15 protein-coding genes are annotated in these 22,878 nt (G+C 70.8%); 7 read left to right on the top strand and 8 right to left on the bottom strand.

The annotated features are described in order from the left end of the window. Positions 1-27: 27 nt before the first annotated feature. Together ACQHII_RS00790 and ACQHII_RS00785 are read right to left on the bottom strand one after the other, a co-directional pair. Positions 28-1,383 carry an NAD(P)/FAD-dependent oxidoreductase gene (locus tag ACQHII_RS00790; protein ID WP_427917305.1) on the bottom strand — a complete coding sequence of 452 codons (1,356 nt, stop codon included), beginning with the start codon at positions 1,381-1,383 and terminating at the stop codon, positions 28-30. 75 nt (positions 1,384-1,458) lie between these two features. Continuing rightward, on the bottom strand, positions 1,459-1,827 hold the full coding sequence (locus ACQHII_RS00785) for an SsgA family sporulation/cell division regulator (protein ID WP_427917304.1): 369 nt from the start codon (positions 1,825-1,827) through the stop codon (positions 1,459-1,461). 467 nt (positions 1,828-2,294) lie between these two features. Between ACQHII_RS00785 and ACQHII_RS00780 the strand changes: the two genes are divergently transcribed. After that, positions 2,295-4,988 (top strand): AAA family ATPase, encoded by a 2,694-nt coding sequence (locus ACQHII_RS00780; RefSeq protein WP_427917303.1) that lies wholly within the window; start codon positions 2,295-2,297, stop codon positions 4,986-4,988. On the opposite strand, the gene ACQHII_RS00775 is transcribed toward ACQHII_RS00780, so the two are convergent. Both ACQHII_RS00775 and ACQHII_RS00770 read right to left on the bottom strand, forming a co-directional pair. Continuing rightward, on the bottom strand, positions 4,985-7,813 hold the full coding sequence (locus ACQHII_RS00775) for an AAA family ATPase (protein WP_427917302.1): 2,829 nt from the start codon (positions 7,811-7,813) through the stop codon (positions 4,985-4,987). The genes ACQHII_RS00780 and ACQHII_RS00775 overlap by 4 nt on opposite strands. 53 nt (positions 7,814-7,866) lie before the next feature. After that, positions 7,867-8,199, bottom strand: a complete 333-nt coding sequence (locus ACQHII_RS00770; protein ID WP_427917301.1) for a cupin domain-containing protein — start codon at positions 8,197-8,199, stop codon at positions 7,867-7,869. Between the two features lie 312 nt (positions 8,200-8,511). Here ACQHII_RS00770 and ACQHII_RS00765 point away from each other — a divergent pair, with 312 nt between their 5' ends. From ACQHII_RS00765 to ACQHII_RS00750, 4 genes are all read left to right on the top strand, one after another. Next, entirely contained in the window at positions 8,512-9,501 is a 990-nt protein-coding gene (locus ACQHII_RS00765) for an ROK family glucokinase (RefSeq protein WP_427917300.1), read from the top strand. A gap of 106 nt (positions 9,502-9,607) precedes the next feature. Beyond that, positions 9,608-11,041, top strand: coding sequence for a sugar porter family MFS transporter (locus ACQHII_RS00760; RefSeq protein ID WP_427917299.1), 1,434 nt, complete (start codon positions 9,608-9,610; stop codon positions 11,039-11,041). Continuing rightward, complete coding sequence (locus tag ACQHII_RS00755; protein ID WP_427917298.1) at positions 11,038-11,376, top strand: WhiB family transcriptional regulator; 339 nt, start codon at positions 11,038-11,040, stop codon at positions 11,374-11,376. Before ACQHII_RS00760 ends, ACQHII_RS00755 begins: the two co-directional genes overlap by 4 nt. A 257-nt stretch (positions 11,377-11,633) precedes the next feature. Beyond that, a complete protein-coding gene (locus tag ACQHII_RS00750) occupies positions 11,634-14,378 on the top strand; it encodes an ATP-binding protein (protein WP_427917297.1) in 2,745 nt (914 codons plus the stop codon). A 34-nt stretch (positions 14,379-14,412) separates the two neighbouring features. Here the strand turns inward: ACQHII_RS00750 and ACQHII_RS00745 are convergent, their stop codons facing one another. After that, positions 14,413-16,377 carry an FtsX-like permease family protein gene (locus ACQHII_RS00745; RefSeq protein ID WP_427917296.1) on the bottom strand — a complete coding sequence of 655 codons (1,965 nt, stop codon included), beginning with the start codon at positions 16,375-16,377 and terminating at the stop codon, positions 14,413-14,415. A gap of 806 nt (positions 16,378-17,183) precedes the next feature. On the opposite strand from ACQHII_RS00745, the gene ACQHII_RS00740 reads away from it, so the two are divergent. Beyond that, complete coding sequence (locus tag ACQHII_RS00740) at positions 17,184-17,849, top strand: sigma-70 family RNA polymerase sigma factor (RefSeq protein ID WP_427917295.1); 666 nt, start codon at positions 17,184-17,186, stop codon at positions 17,847-17,849. Between the two features lie 170 nt (positions 17,850-18,019). Further along, on the top strand, positions 18,020-20,782 hold the full coding sequence (locus tag ACQHII_RS00735) for a helix-turn-helix transcriptional regulator (RefSeq protein WP_427917294.1): 2,763 nt from the start codon (positions 18,020-18,022) through the stop codon (positions 20,780-20,782). Positions 20,783-20,885: 103 nt separating this feature from the next. On the opposite strand, the gene ACQHII_RS00730 is transcribed toward ACQHII_RS00735, so the two are convergent. The 3 genes from ACQHII_RS00730 to ACQHII_RS00720 are packed head-to-tail and all read right to left on the bottom strand — an operon-like array spanning position 20,886 to position 22,781. Continuing rightward, positions 20,886-21,314, bottom strand: coding sequence for a nuclear transport factor 2 family protein (locus tag ACQHII_RS00730; protein ID WP_427917293.1), 429 nt, complete (start codon positions 21,312-21,314; stop codon positions 20,886-20,888). 2 nt (positions 21,315-21,316) lie between these two features. Beyond that, complete coding sequence (locus tag ACQHII_RS00725; protein ID WP_427917292.1) at positions 21,317-22,123, bottom strand: MBL fold metallo-hydrolase; 807 nt, start codon at positions 22,121-22,123, stop codon at positions 21,317-21,319. 40 nt (positions 22,124-22,163) lie between these two features. Then, complete coding sequence (locus tag ACQHII_RS00720; RefSeq protein WP_427917291.1) at positions 22,164-22,781, bottom strand: DsbA family protein; 618 nt, start codon at positions 22,779-22,781, stop codon at positions 22,164-22,166. Between the last annotated feature and the right edge of the window lie 97 nt (positions 22,782-22,878).

Below are 22,878 nucleotides of genomic sequence, written 5' to 3'. Positions count from 1 at the left end.
CCCGGTGGAATCGAGAACCCCGCGTGGTCATGCCGTGCTGTCTTCCTTCGTACGGCCGGCATCCTGTCCCTGTGTGTGCCCGCCCGTGACGAAGGCGTCCCGGGGGTGTTGCACGGACGCGAGGGACACGAGGTCCCGGCCCGTCACGGCGGCGGTGAGCCAGACCGCCAGGACGCGGATCTTCCGCTCCCAGCTGGGTACCGCCAGCATGTGGTAGCCCCGGTGCATCAACCATGCCCAGAATCCTGTGACGACGATGCGCCTGTACTGGAAGATTCCCCGGCCGAGGCCGAGGGTCGCCACCACGCCGAGGCTGCTGTGGCGGTAGGTGCGGAGGGGCTTGCCGCGCAGGTCGGCCACGAGGTTCCTGGCGAGGAGCCGGCCCTGGCGTACGGCGTGCTGGGCGTTGGGCACCGTGCGCGCGCCCGGGAGGGGCGAGGCGAGGTCGGGAACGGCCGCGTCGTCGCCGGCCGCCCACACGTCGGGCAGCGGCCCGCTGTCCGTGCCCACCCGCAGATCGGCGCTCACCTGCAGCAGGCCGCGCTCGTCGAGGGGCAGGTCCGTGTGGTTGTGGACCACCGGGTTCGAGGCGTTGCCCGCGGTCCAGACGATCAGCGTGGAGTCGTACTCCTGTCCGTCGGAGAGGACGACGTGGCCGTCCTCGGCGGACAGCAGCCGGGTGTTGAGGTGGACGTGCGCGCCCCGGCCTTCGAGGTGGCGCACCACCCAGGCGCCGGGTTTGTCGCTCACCTCGGGCAGGATGCGGCCGCGGGCCTCGACCAGGTGGAAGGACAGGTCCTGGGCGGTCAGTTCCGGATAGGACCGGAGCATCGCGGTCGCCAGCGAGAGGAGTTCGCCGAAGCCCTCGACGCCGGAGAACCCGCCGCCCACGAACGTGACGGTGAGCAGCTTGCGGCGTTCGGGGCCGGGCGGCAGCGACGCGGCCTGGTCGAAGCCGGTCATCAGCCGGTCGCGGACCGCCACGGCCTCCTCGACGTGCTTGAGGCCGATGGCCTGCTGGGCCAGTCCGGGGATGGGGAAGGTGCGGGTCACGGCGCCGGCGGTGACCACGAGGGTGTCGTAGCGCAGCGCGTAGGAGTTGCCGCGCACCGGGCGGACGGTCACCGTGCGGTCCGCCGACCGGATCGCGGTCACGGTCCCCGCGATCAGCCGGGTACGGTGCAGGTGCCGCCGCAGGGAGACGACGGCGTGCCGCGCCTCCACCGAACCTGCCGCGACCTCCGGCAGGAAGGGCTGGTAGGTCATGTACGGGCGCGGGTCCACGACCGTGACCTTCGCCTCGCCCCGACGCAGCTTCTTCTCCAGGCCCCATGCGGTGTAGAAGCCCGCGTAGCCACCGCCGACGATCACAATCTCACGCATGATTCCCTCTGCTTCGTTGTCCGTCACCACATAGACCGCGCAGGCCGCTCAGATGTGACATGCGTGGGCCGGTCACTATCGAAGGGACTCACCGGGGTCGCTCAGGAGCTGGTGGACGGTCGCGTCCACGTCGAGGTGGCATTCCTCGGTACCGGCGGGCACCAGCGCGAGGGTCTGCCGCAGGAAGGCCTCCACGGTTCGCGCCGGGGCGCTCACCACGACCGCCTCCTGCTTCGGACACGGGCACAGCGCGATGTGCACCCGGCCCGGGGCCCACGGACGCCGGGACGGCCAGACCTGGATGTCGCCGACACCGGCGAGCTTCTCCAGTCCGTCCAGGAGGAGTTCGCGGCCGACCACCCAGCGTACGGTCGCGTCGGTGCACATGTGGAACGTCAGGGACACCGCGTAGGGATCTGCTCTGTCGTAAGACAGATCGAGCATCACAGGACGATCCACTCCTTCGGCGACGACCAGGCGGACAAGCATCCGCCACACCACCAGGGGGAAACTTTCGGGTTGTCTCATCACATCACCGCTCGGTAAACCGGTGGGATCAAGGGGACTCGGGAAGACACACGGTGTGACGTCTTGTGTGTCTGTTCGTGTGTTTCAGGGGACATCCTGATTCTGCGAGGTCCGGTGGTGCTCGCGCCATCAGTCAAATGACCCTGGAGTCGCCGCGCAGTCACGTTACTGATGTTCGGCCCAGTGGGCCGGGTACACGCTGAGCCCAAGCTCTCCCGCCGCGCGGTGGGAGAGACAGCCCGATGTACGGAGTACTCATGTCACTCGGTTCGCCCGTCGGACGGCTGCCCCGAGCCCCCGCTGAGCGCCCACCCTCCCGGTGGCCGCAGCACCGTTTCCCACCGGTACCACGCAGGGCCCTGCTCGAACTGTCGAGCGACACCGTGCAATTGGACGCGGACGGCGGTCGGCCCCTTGAGATGGTCGGGCGCGCGCGACAACTCCGCGAGATCAAGGCGCTGCTCGGGCAGGGCACGACCGCGGGCCGTGCCCTGCTGGTCTCGGGGGAGCCGGGGGTGGGCAAGAGCATGCTTCTGGGCGAGGTCGGCAGAGCCGCGACCGGAGCGGGCAGCAGGGTCCTGTCGGCCGTCGGCGTCCCGTTCGAGACCGAACTCGCCTACGCCGGCCTTCACCAGTTGCTGGTGCCCCTGAACGACCGGTTCGAGTGCATGGCCGGCACGCACGGGGAGGTCCTGCGGGGCGCGCTGGGCTACGGTGGCGATTCCGCGCCCGTCGGGCGTGAGGTCACCGACGCGGTGACCTTCCTGCTGCGTCAAGTGGCGGCCGAACGCCCCGTGTTGATGGTCGTGGACGACCTCGCGCGGCTCGACCGGGCCAGTTCGGCGGTGCTGGGCTTCGTCGCCCGCCGGCTGTGGGGCAGCCGTATCGGATTCCTCGCCGCCTCCAGGTCGGGAGCCGAGACCTTCTTCGGGCGGGGCGGACTCACCGAGTACGAGTTGCCGCCGCTGGATCGCGAAGCCGCCGTAGATCTGCTCGCAACCCGCTTCCCGGGGCTGGCCGCATCCGTGCGGGACCGCGTCCTGGACCAGGCACAGGGCAATCCGCTGGCGCTCGTGGAACTGCCCGCAGCGCTGAGCGGCCCGCAACGCGACGCGCTGGCCGATCTGCCCGACGTACTGCCGCTCTCCCCACGGGTTCGGAACCTCCATGCTTCGCGCGTCGCCGGCCTTTCGGCCGAAGCGCGTCGGCTTCTGCTGCTTCTCGCCCTCGACGACAGCGGCGACCCGGGTGTCCTGCGGGCCGGGTCTGGGGCTCCAGAGAGGCTCACGGCCCTGGCGGCGGCGGAATGGAACCGTCTGGTGACCGTCGACGGCACGAACCGTCGCGTGGCCTTCCGCCATCCGCTGATGAGGGCCGCGCTCGTCGAGAGCAGCACCCTCACCGAGCGCTGCCAGGCTCATCGCGCGCTCGCCGAACTCCGCGCGGAGGCACCCGAGCGGCGGGCCTGGCACCTGGGCAGCGCGACGCTCGTTCCCGACGAGCGAATCGGCGCCCTGCTTGAGGAGGCCGGACAGCGCGCCGCCCGACGCGGAGACGCCGCGAGGGCGGTCTCCGTACTCACCAGGGCCGCCGAGCTGAGCCCCCGGCCCGCGGACCGAGGACGCCGACTGGCCCGGGCCGCCTTCCTCGCCGCCGACGCGATCGGTGATCTGCGCGCGGCCTCGGAACTCCTCGACCGCGCTCGGCGCGCGGACCCCGATCCCACCGCAACTTTGCTCGCCGCCGCCACGACGGCGCTCCTCCTGCTCAACGGTGGTGACGGTGACATCGACATGGCTCACCGCCTCCTGGTGGAGGCCGTCGGGACCGGCACCCACGGACACGACGCGGAGGACGACGCCCTCGTCGAGGCACTGCGCATGCTGCGGCTGGTGTGCTGGTCCAGCGGTCGGGACGCCCTGTGGGAACCCTTCCACACCGTTCTCGACCGTGTGCGGCCGACTGCTGCGCCGCTGCTCTCCGCCTGCGTCGAGGCGTCGGCGGACCCGTCCCGCACCGGTTCGGCCGGCAGGCGGGAGTCCGACCGGGACGTCGCCTGGCGGGTGGTCCGGCAAGGACGCCAAGGCGGCCATGTCCGCCGGCACGTCGACGCGCTCATGCACCTGTGCTCGGAGGACTTCGCCGCAGGCCGTTGGGACGAGGCCGGAACACTGGCCGACGAGGCACTGAGGATCTGCGAGGAGCGCCAACACTCCTTCCTCTCCTGGTACTTCGAGTACCACCAGGCTCTGCTCGCCGCCGTCCACGGCCACTTGGAGGAGAGCCGGAGTCTGGCCGACCGGATCACGCACTGGGCCGTGCCGCGCGGGGCCCTGGGGGCGGTGGCCTTCGCCGACCACGCTCGCGTCCTCGCCGAACTCGGCGCGGGCGACTACGAAGGCGCCTACCGTAACGCCGCGGCGATCAGTCCCGTCGACCGGATCGCCTCCCACGCTCCGCACGCCCTGACGGCCTCCATGGATCTCGTGGAGGCGGCGATGCACACCCTGCGCACCGCCGAGGCGGAGGCACATGTGCGGGCGATGCGGGAGGCGGGTGTCGCGGAGATCTCCCCGCGGCTGGCACTGCTGGTGGCCGGCGCAGCCGCGCTCGTCGCGCCGGACGACGGCGCGGTCGGACGTTTCGAGCAGGCCCTGGCCGTCCCCGGAGCCCAGCGTCGGCCCTTCGACCTGGCCCGGATACGGCTGGCCTACGGACAGCGTCTGCGGCGCATGCGCTGCGTCACGGAGGCCCGAGCCCAACTGGTCGCTGCGGCCGAGGTGTTCGAGCACCTGGGCGCCCGGCCGTGGGCGGACCGGGCCGCAGGCGAACTGCGCGCCACCGGCCGGTCCCGGACCGGGGCCAAGCACGGGTCGGTGACGCTCACCGCGCAGGAACAGGAGATCGCCGCACTCGCCGCCTCCGGCCTGACCAACAAGCAGATCGGTGAACGACTCCACCTTTCGCCCCGCACCGTGGGTTCGCACCTCTACCAACTGTTTCCGAAACTCGGAATCGCCTCACGCGCGGCCCTCAGGGACGCACTCGCGTCGCTGCCTCCGAGCGCCGGGTCCTAGGACCGAGACGAAGTGGCAGATCGCCCCGCGCCGGGCTGCCCCGGCGGTAGTGAGGCGAGGGCTTCGCCGAGGGTGACACGGGAGGTGATGCCGAGCTTCGGGAAGATCCGGTGCAGGTGGGCCGCCACGGTCCGATGAGAGAGGAAAAGCCGTTCGCCGATCTGCCTGTTGGTCAGTCCGGACGCGGCGAGAGTGGCGATCCGGTGTTCCGACTCCGTGAGCGGGACGCTCTCCGGATCCTGGTGGACCAAGGTGGCACCGCGGCCGGTCGCCCGCAGTTCCTCGGCGGCCCGTGCGGCCCAGGGAGCCGCCCCCAGACGGCGGAAGGTCTCGAGTGCGGCGGTGAGTTGCACGCGGGCGTCCTTGACGGCGCGTGCGCGACGCAGGTGCTGCCCGTAGTTCAGGCGGACGCGGGCGAGGTCGAAGGGCCAGCGCTCGGCACCGGGTACGGCGAGCGCCTCCTCGAAGAAGCCGGCGGCCCGGTCCTCGGAGGCGACGAGCGCGGCCGAACCGGCGGTGACCAGTGCCAGGCGGCCGGAGATGCCAGGCAGGCCCGTCTCCCTCATCGCGGTGACATGGGCGAGCGCCTCGGCCCGGCGTCCGCTGCCGACGGCGGCTTCCACGAGGTCCATGGGAACCCACAGGGCGAGCGGGGCATGAGGGGCCAGCACGCCCGAAGGGCTGATCGCCGATGCGTTGAGGTAGGCCTCCTCGTGGTCACCGCGTCCCAGGGCCGACAGTGTCGTCATGTGCCGTGCGAAGTGCTCCCAGGTACGGGCGCCGTGAGGTACCGCCCAATCGGTGATCCGCTGTGCCAGTTCCCGCACCGTGCCGTCGTCGCCTCGCGCCGCGGCGAGCAGGCCCCGGGCCCGGTGGAAGTGCTGGGACAGCAGCTGATAGCCGTGGGTTTCGCTCAGTGCCAGCCCCTCTGCCGCGAGACGGCCGCACTCGTCCCACCGCCCCGACATGTAGTCGTCCAGGCACAGCACCACGAGCGCGATGAGCGCCGAGGTGACCGCGCCGCCTTCGCGCCCGTCGTCGACGACGGACCACAGAGCCGCACGGCAGCCTGACGCCCGGTCCACGAAGAGCGCCGCCATCGCGATCCGTTCGATCCTGCTCGGGTCCGTCGCCAGGTGGAGGTCGTGGATCACCGCGTCCAGCAGCCCGAGGGAGGTCGCGGAGGAGCGCGCCGGGTCGGAGTAGACATCGCCGAGGAGTTTTTGGAGGGGAGGCATCGGTACGGTCACCTGGGACATGGCCGCGTGGTACGCGGCCCATAGTTCGGGTCTGCCCGCGCACAGACACACCCTGCGCAGGGTGCACAGCGCTTCGAAGAGCGCTTCGTCGTCGCCGTCGGACCTGCCCTCACGGGTTGTGATCGCGCCCACGAGCAGCCGGTGCGCGGTGTTGACGTCACCGTCGCGGTTGAGCAGCACCTGCGAGGCAGCGGCCGCCGCCCGCAGCGATCCCCTGATTTCGGGGTCGGCGCGTCGGGCCTCCACGAGCAGTTCCGCCGCCGTGCGCAGCTCTCCGGCGACGTCCGCGCCCACGAAGGCGGCCTCGGCCAGCCGTCTGCTGCGGTCGGTGGGGCCGGGAGTGAGGTCCGCGGCCCGCACCAGCGCGTTGAAGGCGCCGACGGCGTCGCCGCGCCGGCGGACCCGGCGGGCGGTGTGTTCCAGGAGGGCCGCGACCCGCTCGTCCGGGTCGGGGGTGGCCTCGGCCAGGTGCCACGCGCGGCGATCGGGCTGATCGGTCAGAGCTTCCGCCAGGGCGCGGTGGGCGGCCAGGCGCTGAACGCCGGTCGACCCCGACACGACGGTCGCGCGGATCAGCGGATGCCGGAAGGACAGCCGCCCCGGGCCGGGGTGCTCGACCCGCAGCAACTGTGCCCGCTCGGCGGGGGCGAGCAGGGACAGGACGTCTTCGTCCGGGAGCGCGGCCCGCAGGACCGGCAGTTCGCCGCTGTCCTCCAGCGCGGCCAGCAGTAGCAGCCGTCGCGTGGGCGGGGGCATCTCCGCGACCCGGGAGGCATACAGGTCCTGCAGCCGACGGCTGAGCCGGAGCACCTCGGACAGCACCACCCCCGCGCTGCCCCGTGAGGCGTCGAGCGCGGTCGGCAGTTCCAGCAAGGCCAGTGGATTGCCCTGGGCCTGTGCGAGGATCCGCCGCAGTTCCCGCCCGGCGAGCAGCGGGAACCGGGAGCCGACCAGACCGACCGCGGCCGTGTCGTCGAGCGGCGACACGGTGAGCTCGGGAAGTCCCGCGCGCTCGAAGAAGCTCTCGAACCCCGGCCGTGAGGCGGCGAGGAAGCCCACGCGGCTTCCGGTCAGCCGCCGGGCGACGAACGCGAGCGCCGCCGCGCTGGCCCGGTCGATCCATTGCAGGTCGTCGACCAGGAGCAGTACCGGACGGGTGCTCGCCGCCCGGCGCAGCAGCGCCAGTACGGCTCCGTAGACGACCAGTCGATCGACCGAGGCACCGTCACCGGTGCCCAGCGCGACGGCCAGGGCCTCGCGGTGTGCCGGGTCGAGAGCCCCGCACTCGGGCAGCAACGGTTCGAGTACGTGGTTCAGTCCGGAGAAGCTCAGATCGGCGAGGAACTCGACCCCGGCCGAGCGCAGCACCAGCGCGCCGGCTGCCGTCGCCGCCCTCGCCGCAGCGTCCAGGAGCGCGGACTTGCCGACGCCCGGCTCCCCGGACAGCAGCAGCACCCCACCGCGGCCGACCACCTGGTCGACGTACGAGCCGAGCAGTTCCAGCTCCCGGTCACGTCCCACCAGCTCCTCGGCCGCGCTGTGCGACATCGACCCGTCACCGGCCACAACGGCCCCCTTCGAGAACTGACGTGCTGAACTCCCCGTATTTGAGCCGTGGTTCAGTCGGCGGGAGGCCGCGGTGCGCGCAGACGCGCCCGCCTCTCCAGCTCCTCCTCGTCGACGAGCGCGAGCATCGGCTCGCCGGGGGCACCCAGCACGACGACGACGTACTCGGCCGGCGTGTCCGACGTCGCGCTGCCGTTCCGGTAGTGGATCACCTCGCCACCCGGTTCCCAGAACGTCTCACCGGCCTTGATCACCCGCTCCGGCTCGCCCAGCACGGTCATCACCGAGGTGCCCTCCGGCACGAAGCGCACCTCGACGTCCGCCGGCGTCCTGGGGCCGGTCCCTTCCCGGTACCCGTGCGCGCCGTGCCCGTCTGTTGATCCCATCTCCAACACCGTGTCACACCTCCGTCGATCCAACGTGCTGCACAGAGATGACCGGGCACAGCCCGTGTTTGTTACACGACGACCTCCGGGACGCAGTCGAATGACTCAAGCAACTCGCCGCCGGATCACGGACGCTGAAGCAGTTCCCGGACCGGCGGCGAACAGCCGTCCATGCGATGCGGAAACCGCTTCCACACGACATCACAACGTTAGGAACCACATCATGTTTCTCCTTTTCGCCTGCCTGGAGTGGCCCGACGGGCACGGGTGTCGGCACGCGCGCCGACGGTTCGACGGTGTGGACGGTGCCGCATGAAGGACCAGAACGTCGGGCTGACCGTCGGCGTCGATCTCGGCGGCACGAAGATCGCCGCGGGGGCGGTCGACCCCGGCGGGGACGTCGTCACCCGGGTGCGCATCCCCACCCCGCACGACCCCGACCGCATCGCCGAAGCGGTGGCCGAGGCGGTGCAGAAGGTCCGCGGCGGCTGGGACGACATCCGGGCGGTCGGCGTCGGAGCCGCCGGCTACGTGGACGCGGACCGTTCGACGGTGCGCTTCGCCCCCAACCTGGGCTGGCACGACAAGGCGATCCGGGACATCGTCCAGGAGGCCACCGGACTTCCGGTCGTCGTCGAGAACGACGCGAACGCCGCCGCCTGGGGCGAGTTCATCCACGGAGCCGGTGCCGGCCACGACGACATGCTGATGGTCATGGCGGGCACCGGCCTGGGCGGGGGCATCATCAGCAGGGGTCGGCTCTTCCGCGGCCGGTTCGGCATGGCCGGCGAGATCGGCCACTACCGGGCGGTCCCCGACGGACTCCCGTGCCCCTGCGGCCAGCGCGGCTGCATGGAGCAGTACGCCAGCGGAGCCGCCCACACCCGCCGCGCCCGCGAGATGGCCGCCGCCGATCCGGCCCGGGCCGCGCGGGTGCTCGCCCTCGGCGACGGCACCCTCTCCGGCCTTCAGGGCCAGCATGTGACCAAGGCCGCCCTCGGCGGCGACCCCTTCTGCCTCGACGTGTTCGCGCGGTCGGGCCGCTGGCTCGGCCAGGTCCTCGCCGACCTCGCGTCCATCCTCGACCCGTCCGTCCTCGTCATCGGGGGCGGCCTCGGCGACACCGGCGAGCTGATCCGGCGTCCGGCCGAGGTCGCCTACCGCCGGGCCCTGGGCGGCGGCGAGCACCGCGTCTACGCCGAGGTCCGCACCGCCACCGTCGGTGCGGACGCCGGCATCGTCGGCGCCGCCAACCTCGCCCGCCTCCACGAACTGCTCTCGTCCCCGGCGGCCGTCCTCTGACCGGTGACCCGCGCGCGAGCGCAGTGGTCGTCCCTGTCCGCGTCCTCTACGACCGCTGCTCACGCCCTCGCGCGCCGCATCCGGTCCTGTGAAGGAGTGCCCATCCATGACCTCGAACGCCTCTTCCGCGGGGGCGGCCCACTCAAGGGCCGCGCTCCGCCCGACCAACCTCCGGCGCGTCACCTACATCTCGGCAGCCGCGTCGATCGGCGGCTTCCTGTTCGGCTACGACAGTGCCGTCATCAACGGCGCCATCACCGGTATCCAGCACCGCTTCGGCGTCACCTCCAGCGAGACGGGCACCATCGTCGCCTCCGCCCTGCTCGGCTCCGCCTTCGGAGCGGCGATCGCCGGGCGGCTGGCCGACCGCATCGGCCGTCGGCGCGTGATGCATCTGGCCGCGACTCTGTTCGCGATCAGCGCGCTCGGCTCGTCCATGCCCTTCTCCGCCTGGGACCTGGGCGCCTGGCGGGTGCTCGGCGGCATGGCGATCGGCCTCGCCTCGCTGATCGGGCCCACCTACATCGCCGAGGTCGCGCCGCCCGACCATCGAGGGCGGCTGGCCTCGTTCCAGCAGGCGGCCATCGTGCTGGGGATCACCGCGTCCCAACTCGTCAACTGGGGCATCGCCCAGGGCGCCGACGGCAAGAGCGAGAACATGCTCGGCGCCCTGCACGCCTGGCAGTGGATGCTGATGGCCGCCGTCGTACCGGCGCTCGCCTACCTGTTCCTGACCCTGCGCATCCCGGAGTCGCCGCACTTCCTTGTCGCCACGGGCCGCGAGAGCGAGGCCCTCGCCGTCCTGCGCGAGCTGCAGGGCACGTACGCGGGCGCCGAGGACCGGCTCGCCGAGATCCAGCAGGCGCTCAAGACGGACCACAAGCCGCGGGTGCGCGATCTGCTCGACGGCCGCTTCGGGCTGCTGCCGATCGTGTGGGCCGGCATCGGACTGGCCGTCTTCCAGCAGTTGGTCGGCATCAACGTCATCTTCTACTACTCGTCGTTGCTGTGGCAGTCGGTGGGCATCGACCAGGCCAACTCCCTACTGATCAGCCTCTCCACGTCGATCGTCAACATCGTCGGAACCGTTGTGGCGATGCTGCTGATCGACCGGATCGGCCGCAAACCGCTCGCGCTGACCGGCTCGGCGGGAATGGCCGTGTCACTGTCCCTGGCCGCCTGGGCGTTCTCGTACCGGACGGGCAGCGGCAGCAGTCTGTCCATCCCGGACACCCAGGGCACCGTGGCGCTGATCGCCGCCCACGCCTTCGTCTTCTTCTTCGCGGTCTCCTGGGGTGTCGTGCTCTGGGTGATGGTCGGCGAGATGTTCCCCCTGCGGATCCGTGCCGCCGCGATGTCGGTGGCGACCGCCGCCAACTGGATCGCCAACTGGGCGGTCACCGAGAGCTTCCCGCGCATGGCGGACTGGAACCTGTCGTCCACCTACGGCGTGTACGCGGGCTTCGCGGTGCTCTCCTTCGTCTTCGTCGCACTCCGGGTGCGCGAGACCAACGGAAGGAAACTGGAGGAGATGGGATGACAACGCCGCGCACCCCTCCGCTGAACAACCGTGCCCTGCCTGTCCGTTCGGCGACGGGCTGGTGGCCGGCCGCGTCCTGCCGGGGCGCCGACATCGAGACCTTCTTCCCGCCTCCGGGCGACCTGGCGACCGTCCATCGGGCGCTGACCATCTGCGCCCGGTGCCCGGTGCGGATGCCTTGTCGCCGGTACGCACTCGACCACCGGGAACGGTACGGGATCTGGGGCGGACTGACCGAGGACACCCGCGAGACGCTCATCCGCATGGGACCACCGCCGACCGTACGCGCCTGGTCCTGCGAACCCGACGAACTCCTCGCCGAACCGAGGACGTGAATCGCCCCTGAACTCGTCGTCATCATCACCGGACGGGCCCGGTGGCCCGGCCGGTTCTCTCGCGTCGACGCCTTCCCATCCACGCCTGACGCCGGAGTGCCGACGAAGGTCGAGTCGTTCTACCGATGGCGCGCGGGCAACCGGGGTGTAATGGGCCGAGGCTAGGATGTCGAGCGATGTGACCCCGCACGGAGGAAGCCGCACATGCGCAGCCCAGCAGCCGGGCCCCTCCGCCGGCCGAATCCGGTACTTGCGCGATGATCGGCCGGGACGAGGAACTGCACGTACTGCGCGGGCTGCTGGCGGACGCGGCGGACGGTCGTGGCAACGCGCTGTTGGTCCACGGCACCGCCGGCGTCGGCAAGTCGGCTCTGCTGGGCACGGTCGGCGTGGAAGCCGCCGAACGCGGATTCAAGGTCCTGAGCGCGGCCGGTGTGGAGACCGAGCTGTGGCTCCCGTTCGCGGCTCTGCAACTACTGCTGCAACCGGTCGCCGACGCCGTCGGGAAGCTGCCCGCCCCGCACCGGACGGCGCTGGCCGACGCGTTCAGCGCCACGCAGACCGAACCCCACATCTTCCAGGTCGCGCTCGCCGTACTCGAACTGCTTGCCGACGAGGCCGACCGGCAGCCGCTCCTCCTTCTCGTCGACGATCTGCAGTGGATCGACGCACCGAGCCGGGACGTCCTGAGATTCGTGGCCCGCCGCACCCGCGACCTCGCCGTACTGATCATCACCGCCTCCCGGGCCCACACCTCCGACTCCTACGACCCCGGCGCGCAGCCGGATCTCCCTCTGCGACCGCTCGCCCTGCCGGACGCCGCCGAACTGCTCGACGCCGGAGCGCCGGACCTCCCGACACCGATACGGGCCCTCATCCTGGAGCGCGCGGAGGGCAACCCACTGGCCCTGGTCGAACTTCCCAAGACGGCGCTCGACATGGCCGCGCAACTGGACGATCTGCCACTGACCCAGCGACTGGAGGACGCGTTCGCCGCGCGTACGGACTCGGTGAGCCCGCAATGCCGCACCCTCCTGCTGGCGCTGGCCGCGGAGCCCAACGCGCCACTGAACCGGCTGCTGGACGTGGCGAGCCGACTGAGCGGCACGGCGGTCTCCGTGGAAGCGGTGCAGGAGGCGGTCGAGGCGGGCCTGGTCGCTCTGCTCGGCCGTACCCTCCAGTTCCGGCATCCGCTGATGCGTTCGGCGATCTACACCCGCGCCACGGTCACCGATCGCCTGGCCACCCACCGAGCCATCGCCGTGGCCATGTCCGACACATCCGAGCACCAACTCCTCCACCTGGCCGCCGCGACACTCGGCCGGGACGAGGAACTCGCCGCCCGGCTGGAAGACTTCGCCGAAGCGGCGCTGGCCCGGGGCAAACTCGCGTCGGCCGTCCCGGCCTTCCGCCAGGCGGCCGAACTCGTCCAGGACCCCCGCCGCAGGACCCGACTCCTGGTCCGGGCGGCCGAGTCGGCCAGCGAGATCAACGACCGGGTCCACACCCAGTTGCTGCTGGACCGGGCCGACCCGAGCGAACTCGGCCCACTGGAACGGGCCCGCCTCATGGTCGTGTCCGACAAGGCGGCGTTCGAACCCGACGATCCGCACCGCCGGATCGAGGACATGGTGACCACGGCGGCCGGCGCGTTCGACACAGGAGACGTACGGGTCGCCGAGAACCTGCTGTGGCGGGCCGCCGCCCGGTGCTTCTTCCAGGACGGCGACACGCGGGTGCGCACACTGGCCGCCGCCGAACTGGACCGCTGGAACCCCGATCCGGACGCCCCCGTCGTCCTGACGGTACGGGCCTACACCGAGCCGTACCGGCACGGCGCCGAGGTGCTCGCACGGCTCGACGCCCTGCGGCCGGATCACCAGGACGGCCGGATCATGCACCTTCTCGGCAGCGGTGCGATGGTCCTGGGCGACGTCACCAGGGCCGCCCGGTACCTGTCGCTGGCGGCCGGTGTGTGGCGGTCGCAGGGGAGACTCGGGCTGCTCGCCCGTTCCCTTGCCGGCAGTTGGCCGCGGGTCTACCTCGGTCAGCTCGATCGGGCCCGGGAGGAGTCCGGCGAAGGACTCGCCCTCGCCGAGGAGACCGGAGAATGGATCGTCTGGCTGGGCGTGAAGGCGACGGGGAGCCTGGTGGCTGCGCTGCGCGGGGAGACCGAGACCGCGGCGCGGATGCTCGGCGAACTCCGCGCCCACCGGCTGTTTCTCGGCATGCCGTTCGCCGCGGTGATGGCGCAGCAGGTCGAGGGCCTGCTCGCGCTCTTCGACGGCCGCCCGACCGAGGCGTACGACGCTCTGGCGCGCGCGTTCGATCCGGCCGACCCGCACTACCACTCGGTCAGTCGTTGGCTGCTCGCACCGGACCTGGCGGATGCCGCGGTGGCCGCCGGCATGGTACGGCAGGCTCGTGAACTCCTCGCCGGACTCCCCGAGTTGGCCGCCCGACTGCCCTCGGAGATGATGGTGGTGGCCCAGGCCTACACCGAGGCGGTGCTGGCACCGGACGACACGGCGGGGGAGCGCTACACCGCCGCGCTGTCCGCGCTCCCCGCAGGCTGGGCCTTCGCACGGGCCCGGCTGCACCTGCACCACGGCCGCCGACTGCGTCGGCAACGGCGCAACGTCGACGCCCGGAACCCGCTGCGCAGCGCCCGCGACGAGTTCGACCGGGTCGGCGCGCGGCCCTGGGCCGAGCTGGCGCGTGAGCAGTTGCGCGCCGCCGGCGAGTCGAGCAGCCGACGGAACACGAACACCAGCGACCAGCTGTCGGCCCAGGAGATGCAGATCGCGGTGCTTGCGTCACAGGGCTTGAGCAACCGGGAGATCGGACAGCGCCTGTTCATCTCGCACCGCACCGTCGGAGCCCATCTCTACCGCATCTATCCTCGTCTGGGCATCACCAGCCGCGGCAAGCTCGCCGCCGCGCTCTCCGCGCTGAACGACGGAACTCCGAGGGCCGACCTGCCGGTCGCCGACACCGGCTGACGGCGTCTGCCCAGTTCTTCTGACGATGTCCCGCTCACTCGTGCCGGAGGTTCGCCGGGTGCGAGGACCGCCACAAGGTGGGGAGCGTCAGCGCGGTCACGGCAACGCTGGCGACAGCTCCGATGCCGCCGATGGCCAGCATGCCGCTCCAGTCGTAGACGGGTGTCCTGCCGATGAGTCCCAACAGGGCGTTGCCGAGGGTGGTTCCCACCACTCCTGCGACGAGGAGTCCCATCGCGACCGGCACCACGGTCTGCCACAGGATCGAGCTGCCGAGAGTGCGCCGCGGGGTGCCGAAGGTGACGAGCACGGCCAGAACGCGTTTACGGTCCCGGAGTTGTTCGAGCGCGCCGAGCAGCATGCTCGCCGCGATCAACAGCAGGACGGCGGTCACCCCGGCAAGGAGGTCCCGCCTGATCCCGTCGAGGGCCGTGTCGCCTTCGGCCTGTGCGGGGAAATCGACGGCGAAGGAAGGATCCAGCCGGGCGGCTGTCGTGCGGAGCCGGTCCTGGATGTCCGCGCCGGACGTTACATACGTGATGTCGATGGTGCTCACCGCGTGGGCCATCGCCGACTTACCGGCTGCGCGGGGCGTGACAAACAGCATCTTCTCGGGGAAGACACCTTGTGGATTGCTGCTCTTGGCCTCGACGGCGGCGGTGATGCGAGGCACCGTCCACCGGGGGCCGTTCGCGTCCATACGCATCGCGCTGCCTCGCTTCCACACGATTCTGTCGATGGTGCTGCCGCCGCCGTGCGGGCTGACGACGAAGGCGTCCCCGTCGGCGCAGGTGGACAGCGATGCAAGCAGCCTCAGTTGGCCGCATTCCGCGATGCGGACCGTCTGCGGGAAATCGCCGTCGAGCGTGCTGACGGACAACTCCGCGTAGCCGAGCACCTGTTGCACGCCGGGCGTCGAGGAGAACACCGACGTGTACCGCTCCGTATACCCTTTGCCGTCGTCGAGACTGGCGACGCCGACCTGGGTGGTCGGCGCGGAACCGCTCCTGGCTGTCCCGCTGTTGCCGTGCTGACCGTGTGCGATGCCGGTGAAGAGGGTCTGCAGTGCTATCGCACCGGCCACGGCGACGACGATGCCGTTGACCGAGCGGGTGGCGGCTTCGCTGTTCAACTGGATTCGTCGGACGGCCAGTTGCCAGGAGACGGGACCGAGTCCACCGAGCGCTTTGGTGAGTTGTTCCAGGATCCAGGGCAGCACGGCGGTCACGCCGACGAGCAGGGCCAGCATGCCGACAACGACCAGGACGACGCTGGTGGTACTGCGTATCTCGGATCCGCTCCCCACGGACGTCTTCAGCAGAGACAGGCCGAGTACGGGCACGGCGACGCGCCACCACAACCGTCGCGTGGCGCCACCGGACCTGCGAACCACCCCGAGGGGTTCGACAGCCACCCCGTTCATCGCCAGCCCCGTGACAGCGAGAGACAACAGAAGTACCCCGACCACGGTGAGTGCGGCCAGAGCGGGCTGTGGGGTGAAGTCCTCCGTGAAGACACTGAGTCCTTGTATGTCCATCAGCTCGATGAACTGACGGCCGATCATGAACAGGACCGCGCCCAGGGCCACACCGATCAGTGCGCTGACCAGTGTCCCGCCGGCGGCGATGCGGGCGGTCGTCCGGCGGTCGGCGCCCACCAGCCGTAGTGCGGCCAGCCGCCGGTCGTGGCGTTCGCCGCCGAACCGGACGGCTGCGGCGATGAACACGGTGACCGGGGCGAGCAGCACGACCATCCCGACGATACTGAGCAGGGTGAGTGCGGGGTCGAGCGGCTTCTGCGGATAGGTCTTGCCGAAGTGGTCCAGCCGGTCGGCTCCCGCCACACCGACCGCCATGTGCTCGCCGCCCAGGTAGAAGACGTACTCGCCGGGATCGACCAGGCCCCGGTCCGTGACTTCGCCCGTGACGGGATGGTCGAGGCGCTCGCGAAGCAGGCCGCTCCCGGGTGCGGCCAGCAGCTTCCGGAGCGCAGGCGACACGGCCATCTCCCCGGGACGCGGGAAACGCGTGAGTCCGGGAGGCAGCGGCGCCGCGGGTCCCTCGGGTTCCAGCATCCTTCCCCGGATTTCCCTGCCACGGAACACGGTGTCAATGTCACTGAGCAACACGGTTCCGCGAGAGGGTGTGATGACCCTGTCGTCGAGATTGGTGTCGATCCGGTTGTGGATCCGTTCGTCACGGTGGTGTCTGGCGGTGGGCACGGACGAGGCGACGAGCAGCAGCGCGACCCCGAGACCGATGCCTACGGCCATCAGGGCGGTACGTGCCCAACCGTCCCGGCCACCGGTCATGGCGAGCCGCGCTCCGAAGCAGAGGGCCCGAAGGTGTCCGAACCGCTGTCGACGACCCGGGGCCGATGGGGAAGCGGTCCGGGGCGCATGCTGCGGACGTGGGTTCACTGGCAACCTCTCGTGCTGGGCGCTGCTCACCTTGTGTGCATCGAGGCATGGAGCAGCCGACGGCCGAAAATGCCGCCTGACGTGGCCCGGACTATACACTGCATGTATAGACGTTGTGGTGGCACTTGAAGTGGCAACGTGTTGCCATCGTCCTACATTAGACAGTGGTTCTGCCTCCCGCGTCGTTTCCGTGGATGCGTCCCCGAACCAGGGGGTCGCGCCGCACCACGGGGTACACCAGGGATTCCACGGGTGCGCCCGGCACCTGCTCCGGACGACGGTGGCTGGGTAACCGGGCCGGGCCCCGGCGCACGATGCGCCGACCCCGGCCGTCCAGCGCACCAGGAGCGGGGAAGATCGTCATGGGCTTGTCCAGCATCGACGTCGTGCCGAAGCCAGACTCGTCGAGCGCGGGTGCGACCGGGAACGCGACAACGACCTTCGTCCGCTCGGGGGCCGAGACGGCGGCGGACTTCGAGAGTGTCCGCTCTCTGCTGTTCGGGATCGCCTACCAGAGGCTGGGCCGCGCCGTCGACGCCGAGGACGTCGTTCAGGACGTTTGGGTCCGCTGGCAGGGTGCGGACCGGGCGCAGGTGCGCGATCGGGTCGCGTTCCTGGTGACCGTCACCACCCGGGTCGCGCTCAACACGGCGACCTCGGCCCGTGCCCGCCGCGAGGTCAGTGTCGGCGGATGGAATCCGGAACGGGATCTCGAAGCCGTCGATCCGGTGCGCGAGGCCGAGCGCGGGGAGGCGATCGAGAGCGCGGTCCGACTCCTGATCGAACGGCTGTCGCCCGTCGAACGGGCCGTATACGTACTTCGCGAGGCGTTCGAATATCCGTTCCGTGAAATCGCCGACCTGCTCGGACTCGGCGAGGGCAACGCGCGGCAACTGGCCCTGCGGGCGCGTAGGCATCTCGCCCGGCAGCGGTGCGAACCGGTGGATCCGGCGGAGCATGACGAGCTGCTCGAAGCGTTCCTCGACGCGGCGCGAGACGGCGACATGGCGCATCTCGTCAACCTGCTCCGAGGAGTGCGCGCCATGTCGTAACCCCGCTGATCTCCTGTGGTCATCGTGCCGCAACCAGCAGGTGGGGAGGTGCGGGCCGAGCGTTGGCGGTGGCCGCTCGGCGATTGTCCGTGTCGTGTGCAGGGGTGCATGATGGGGTCGATCCGAGTTGATCAGGATCGGGCTCTCTTTACCTGCGCGGTAGGTGGTGGATGTCGAGCAGCGTTCCTCGCAGCGTGTTGCGCGGCCGGCGCGGCGAGTGTGGAGCGCTCGACCAGGTGGTGGCCGACGCCAGGGCGGGTCGGAGTCAGGTGCTGGTACTGCGCGGCGAGCCCGGGGTCGGCAAGTCCGCGTTGATGGAGTACCTGGCGGGCAGCGCGACAGGCTGCCAGGTTCTGCGGGCCACCGGCGTCGAGTCCGAGATGGAGCTGGCGTTCGCCGGGCTGCACCAGCTGTGCATGCCGGTCATGGGGCAGCTCGATCGCCTTCCCGACCCACAGCGTGATGCCTTGGCCATCGCGTTCGGTCTTCGTGCGGGAAGCGCGCCGGACCGTTTCATGGTCGGGCTGGCGGTGCTCAGTCTGCTGGCCGAGGTGGCGGAGGAGCAGCCGCTGGTCTGCGTGGTGGACGATGCCCAGTGGCTCGACAGGGTTTCGGCGCAGACGCTGACCTTTGTCGCGCGCCGACTGCTCGCGGAGCGCGTGGCACTGGTCTTCGCGGTGCGCACGTCGCCCCACACTCCGGGGAACGATCCGTGGGTGACGCTGAAGGAGCTCGTGATCCGCGGGCTGCGCGACGACGACGCGCGTGCGCTCCTGGACTCGGTGGTCCCCGGCCGGCTGGACGAACGCGTCCGGGACCGGATCGTCGCCGAGACCCGCGGCAACCCACTGGCTCTGCTGGAACTCACGCGGGGATTGACCACGACAGAGCTGGCGGGCGGATTCGGGCGCCCGGACACCCAGCCGCTGTCGAGTCAGATCGAACAGAGCTTCCTGCGGCGAATCGTTTCGCTCCCGGATGCGGCACAACGGCTGCTGCTGGCGGCGGCAGCCGAGCCGGTGGGGGACGTGCCACTGCTGCGGCGGGTGGCCGAGCAGCTCGACATCGGGGCGGACGCCGCGGGGGAGGCCGAGGAAGCCGGGCTGATCGAGTTCGGGGCGCAGGTACGGTTCCGGCATCCGCTGGTCCGCTCGGCGGCCTATCGCGCGGCAGACCCCGGGGTGCGCCGGGACGTGCATCGCGCGCTGGCCGAGGCGACCGATCCCGAATCCGACTCGGACCGCCGGGCCTGGCATCGCGCCCACGCGGCGGTCGAACCCGACGAGGCACTCGCGTGCGAACTGGAGCGCTCTGCAGCCAGAGCCCAGGCCCGCGGCGGTATCGCGGCGGAAGCCGCGTTCCTGAGACGCGCGACAGAGCTGACACCCGATCCGGCCGTACGGGGAATGAGAGCGGTGGCCGCGGCGCAAGCCACCTTCGAGGCCGGGGCCCCCGATCCCGCGCTGGAACTCCTCGCCGCCGCGGAGATGGGCCCGTTGGACGAGGATCAGCACGCACGGTTGGTCCGGCTCCGCGGCCAGATCATCTTCGCGCGCAGACGCGGCGGAGAAGCGCTGCCGCAGCTGCTCGACGCCGCCGGCCGGTTGGAGGGTGTCGACAACGGACAAGCCCGTGAGGCCTACCTCGAAGCACTCGGCGCAGCGGTCGTCGGCGGTCGCCTCAGCGGCAGTGCCAGACTGCGGGAGGTGGCCGAGGCCGCCCGCGCCGCACCACGCGCGCCGGAGCCCCCGAGGCTGACGGACCGCCTCCTCGACGGTCTGGCGACGCGGTACACCGAGGACTACGTCCAGGGTGCGCCGCCGTTGAAACGCGCGCTGCGGGCATTCCGGCAAGCCGCCGAACGCGGCGACGACGACGTCATGCGCTGGCTCTGGCTGACCTGGCTGGTCGCCAATGACCTGTGGGACGACGAGACATGTCAGGAACTGGCCACGTGCGCGGTCCGGACGGCTCGCGAGACCGGCGCGCTGAACTTCCTTCCCCTGGCCCTCAACTCCCGCGCCGTCCAGCATGTGCACGCAGGGGAATTCGATCTCGCCTCGGCGTTGATCGACGAGTCCGACACCATGACGGAGGTGACCGGCAACTCGCCTCTCGGATACGCCGGAGCGTTCCTCCAGGTCTGGCGCGGCGACGACGCCCGGGTGGCGGAGAGGATCGACGAACGGGTCCGGGACGCGATGGCCTGGGGCGAAGGACGGGCGATCGGGCAGGCCCACTACGTGATCGCGGTGCTGTACAACGGCCTGGGCCGCTATCAGGACGCCCTGGCCAGGGCTGAACAGGCATGGGAGTACGAGGAACTTGCGGGTTTCGGGTTCACCCTCTTCGAACTGGTCGAGGCGGGCGCTCGCAGTGACGCTCCCGAGGCGGCTGCGGCAGCCCTGCGTAGGCTTGAGGAACAAGCCTGCGCGGCCGGCACGGACTGGGCCCTTGGCGTTCTGGCCCGTTCGAGAGCGCTGCTCCGCGACGGCGAGGAGGCCGACCTGCTCTACCGCGAGGCCATCGAGCACCTCCGACGCTGCCGGGTCGCCGTCCACCTCGCCCGTACCCACCTGGTGTACGGCGAGTGGCTGCGCCGTGAGAACCGGCGCAGCGACGCACGCGAGCAACTGCGCATCGCCTACGACATGTTGAGCGGCTTCGGAGCAACAGCCTTCGCCGAGCGGGCCCGTCGCGAACTCCTGGCCACCGGCGAGTCGGTGAGGCAACGCGCGGTCGACGTACGTGATGTCCTGACCGCGCAGGAGGCGCAGATCGCCCGGCTGGCCGCCGACGGCAAGTCGAACTCGGAGATCGGCGCCGAGTTGTTCATCAGCCCTCGCACGGTCGAATGGCACTTGCACAAGGTGTTCACCAAACTCGACGTCACCTCACGGAACAAGCTCCGCGCAGCGCTGGCCCGCGCTTGACAGCCGGGAGCCCGTCCGACGGGGACGGTGCCGTCGCGACTGGACCGCTGATTTGATGTGATTCACGCGCGTTCGAGGTGCGGACACCGGCGCCGCTACTCGATCAGTGGCCACCCTGAACAGGCTGAGTCATGGCCTCGCGGACGAGAGCCGTGTCGACGAACTGCTCGAAGCGGACGATGAGCCCACCGCGCACCACGAAATGGTGGGCGACGCGGACGTCGATCGCCTTGCCGGTGGCCTTGTTGGTCGCGGTGTAGCGGGCGAGGACGACGACGTTCTCGCCGTCGACGACGTAGGTGTCGTCGTGGGCGGTCCAGCCGTCCCAGTCCTGGCCGAGTTTCTCCATGACGTTGGCCGTGACGCCGCCGGGGGTGCGGTAGGTGCCGGCGAGCGGGAAGCCGGCCATCTCCGTCCACTCCACGTCCGGAGCGAGCGTGGCCCGAAGTGCCTCCAGGTCACCTGCCGCCGAGGCGAGGTACTGGCGGCGCACGACGTCCGCGGGGGCGGTGGAGGTCGCGAACTCGGCCATGGTCAGCCCCACTTCATCTCACCCTTGGCGACCTTGGCGCCGATCTGGGCGGCGATCAGCATGCCGTTGTCGGGGTAACGCCCGACCAGCGCCTCCGCCAGCGCGGCACCGTCGGGCGCCTTGCCGAGTTCCTCCTCGAAGGCGAGGAGGTAGTCGCGGGTGGCGGTGATGGCGGAGGCGTCGGCGGCGGTGCCGGGCAGGCGGTGGCCGGGGACGACCAACTCCGGCTGAAGGGCGGTCATTTCGTCGAGCAGGCCGATCCATGCGGCGCGGTCGCCGGGGGTCGGGGTGTCGGCGACCCAGACATGCTCCTGCTGGAAGAGCAGGACGCCGCCGAGGAGGGCGTGGTGCTCGGCCTGCCACAGGTAGTGGCGGTCGGGCAGCGCGTCCGGGCCGCCCTTCAGCTCGAAGCGGTGGCCCTCCAGGGTGAGATCACCGGTCAGCGGGGTCAGGCCCACCAGGCGGGTGGGCAGGTTCGGGCCGAGCGCGGCCCACGCCTTCAACTTGCCCTCGTAGGAGTGCCGGATGTGCTCGATGACGATCGGGGTGGCGACGAACACCGCTTCCGGGAAGGCGTCGGCGATCACTTCGGCGCCGAAGTAGAAGTCGGGGTCGGCGTGGCTGACGAAGACGGTGGTGAGGTTCTTGCCGGAGTCGAGGATCTCGGCGGCGAGGCGGTGGCCGTCGGCGCGGGTGAAGGCTGCGTCGACCAGCAGCGCGTCGTTCTCGCCGGTGACGAGGGTGGCGGTCTTGTTCCTGCTGCCGGCCGGGAAGTCCAGGTCGAGGACCTTGAAGGTGAGGGTGCTCATCGTCGGCTCCTTGCGGGGAGGGGGTGGGGACGGGGAGGGTTCAGTGGGTGGGGAGGGCCGCGAGCAGCCGGTCGATCTCGTCGGCGATGCCGTGGCCGTGGGCCAGCGTGGTGACGGAGGTGCCGTCGACGGCCAGGAGGGTGGGGAAGCCGGTGACGCCCAGAGAGGCGGCGCGGTGGAAGTCGGCGCCCGCCGCCACGCGTACCTCGGATCCCTCGAAGGCGCCGACCACGGCGTCGGCGTCCAGCCCTGCCTCCTCGGCGAGCTTCCGGTACGTCCCGGGGTCGGAGAGGCTGCGGCCGTCGACGTAGAAGGCGTGCTGGAGGGCGATGGCCAGCTCCGCCGCGCGGGCCGGTGCGGCCTGGCGCAGGGCGGCGACGCCACGGGCGGCGGCCTCGGAGTCCATCACGAAGGAGCCGTCGGCGATCAGCCGCTCGTAGGCCTCGCCGAACTCGGCGCCGGTCAGTTCGGCGATCTTGGCGTTCGCACCTTGGACGTAGCCGAACTCGCGGATCGGTACCCGGCGTGACCCGGTGAACAGGCCGCCGGAGACGACCTCGACCGGCAGCTCGGGGTGGCGGGAGGCGATCTCGCTCAGTGTTCCGGAGAACCCGTGCGACCAGCCGCAGTAGGCGTCGAAGACGTAGACGAGCTTCATCGAGGACCTCGGCAGAGAGTGGCGCTCGCCGGTTGCGAGCGATTCATCTGACAGAACAGTAACTGACTCGTCAGATATTTCAAGGTGGGTGTGAGGT

This window comes from Streptomyces sp. cg40 (genome assembly GCF_050320165.1).
Taxonomy (GTDB): domain Bacteria; phylum Actinomycetota; class Actinomycetes; order Streptomycetales; family Streptomycetaceae; genus Streptomyces; species Streptomyces hokutonensis.
This window is presented reverse-complemented; position numbering and strand designations above follow the sequence as displayed.

Coding starts and splice junctions, on each gene's coding strand:
- ACQHII_RS00730 (WP_427917293.1), bottom strand. CDS start 21,314: ATGGCCGAGTTCGCGACCTCCACCGCCCCCGCGGACGTCGTGCGCCGC.
- ACQHII_RS00765 (WP_427917300.1), top strand. CDS start 8,512: ATGAAGGACCAGAACGTCGGGCTGACCGTCGGCGTCGATCTCGGCGGC.
- ACQHII_RS00720 (WP_427917291.1), bottom strand. CDS start 22,781: ATGAAGCTCGTCTACGTCTTCGACGCCTACTGCGGCTGGTCGCACGGG.
- ACQHII_RS00790 (WP_427917305.1), bottom strand. CDS start 1,383: ATGCGTGAGATTGTGATCGTCGGCGGTGGCTACGCGGGCTTCTACACC.
- ACQHII_RS00750 (WP_427917297.1), top strand. CDS start 11,634: ATGATCGGCCGGGACGAGGAACTGCACGTACTGCGCGGGCTGCTGGCG.
- ACQHII_RS00725 (WP_427917292.1), bottom strand. CDS start 22,123: ATGAGCACCCTCACCTTCAAGGTCCTCGACCTGGACTTCCCGGCCGGC.
- ACQHII_RS00735 (WP_427917294.1), top strand. CDS start 18,020: ATGTCGAGCAGCGTTCCTCGCAGCGTGTTGCGCGGCCGGCGCGGCGAG.
- ACQHII_RS00760 (WP_427917299.1), top strand. CDS start 9,608: ATGACCTCGAACGCCTCTTCCGCGGGGGCGGCCCACTCAAGGGCCGCG.
- ACQHII_RS00770 (WP_427917301.1), bottom strand. CDS start 8,199: ATGGGATCAACAGACGGGCACGGCGCGCACGGGTACCGGGAAGGGACC.
- ACQHII_RS00755 (WP_427917298.1), top strand. CDS start 11,038: ATGACAACGCCGCGCACCCCTCCGCTGAACAACCGTGCCCTGCCTGTC.
- ACQHII_RS00785 (WP_427917304.1), bottom strand. CDS start 1,827: ATGCTCGATCTGTCTTACGACAGAGCAGATCCCTACGCGGTGTCCCTG.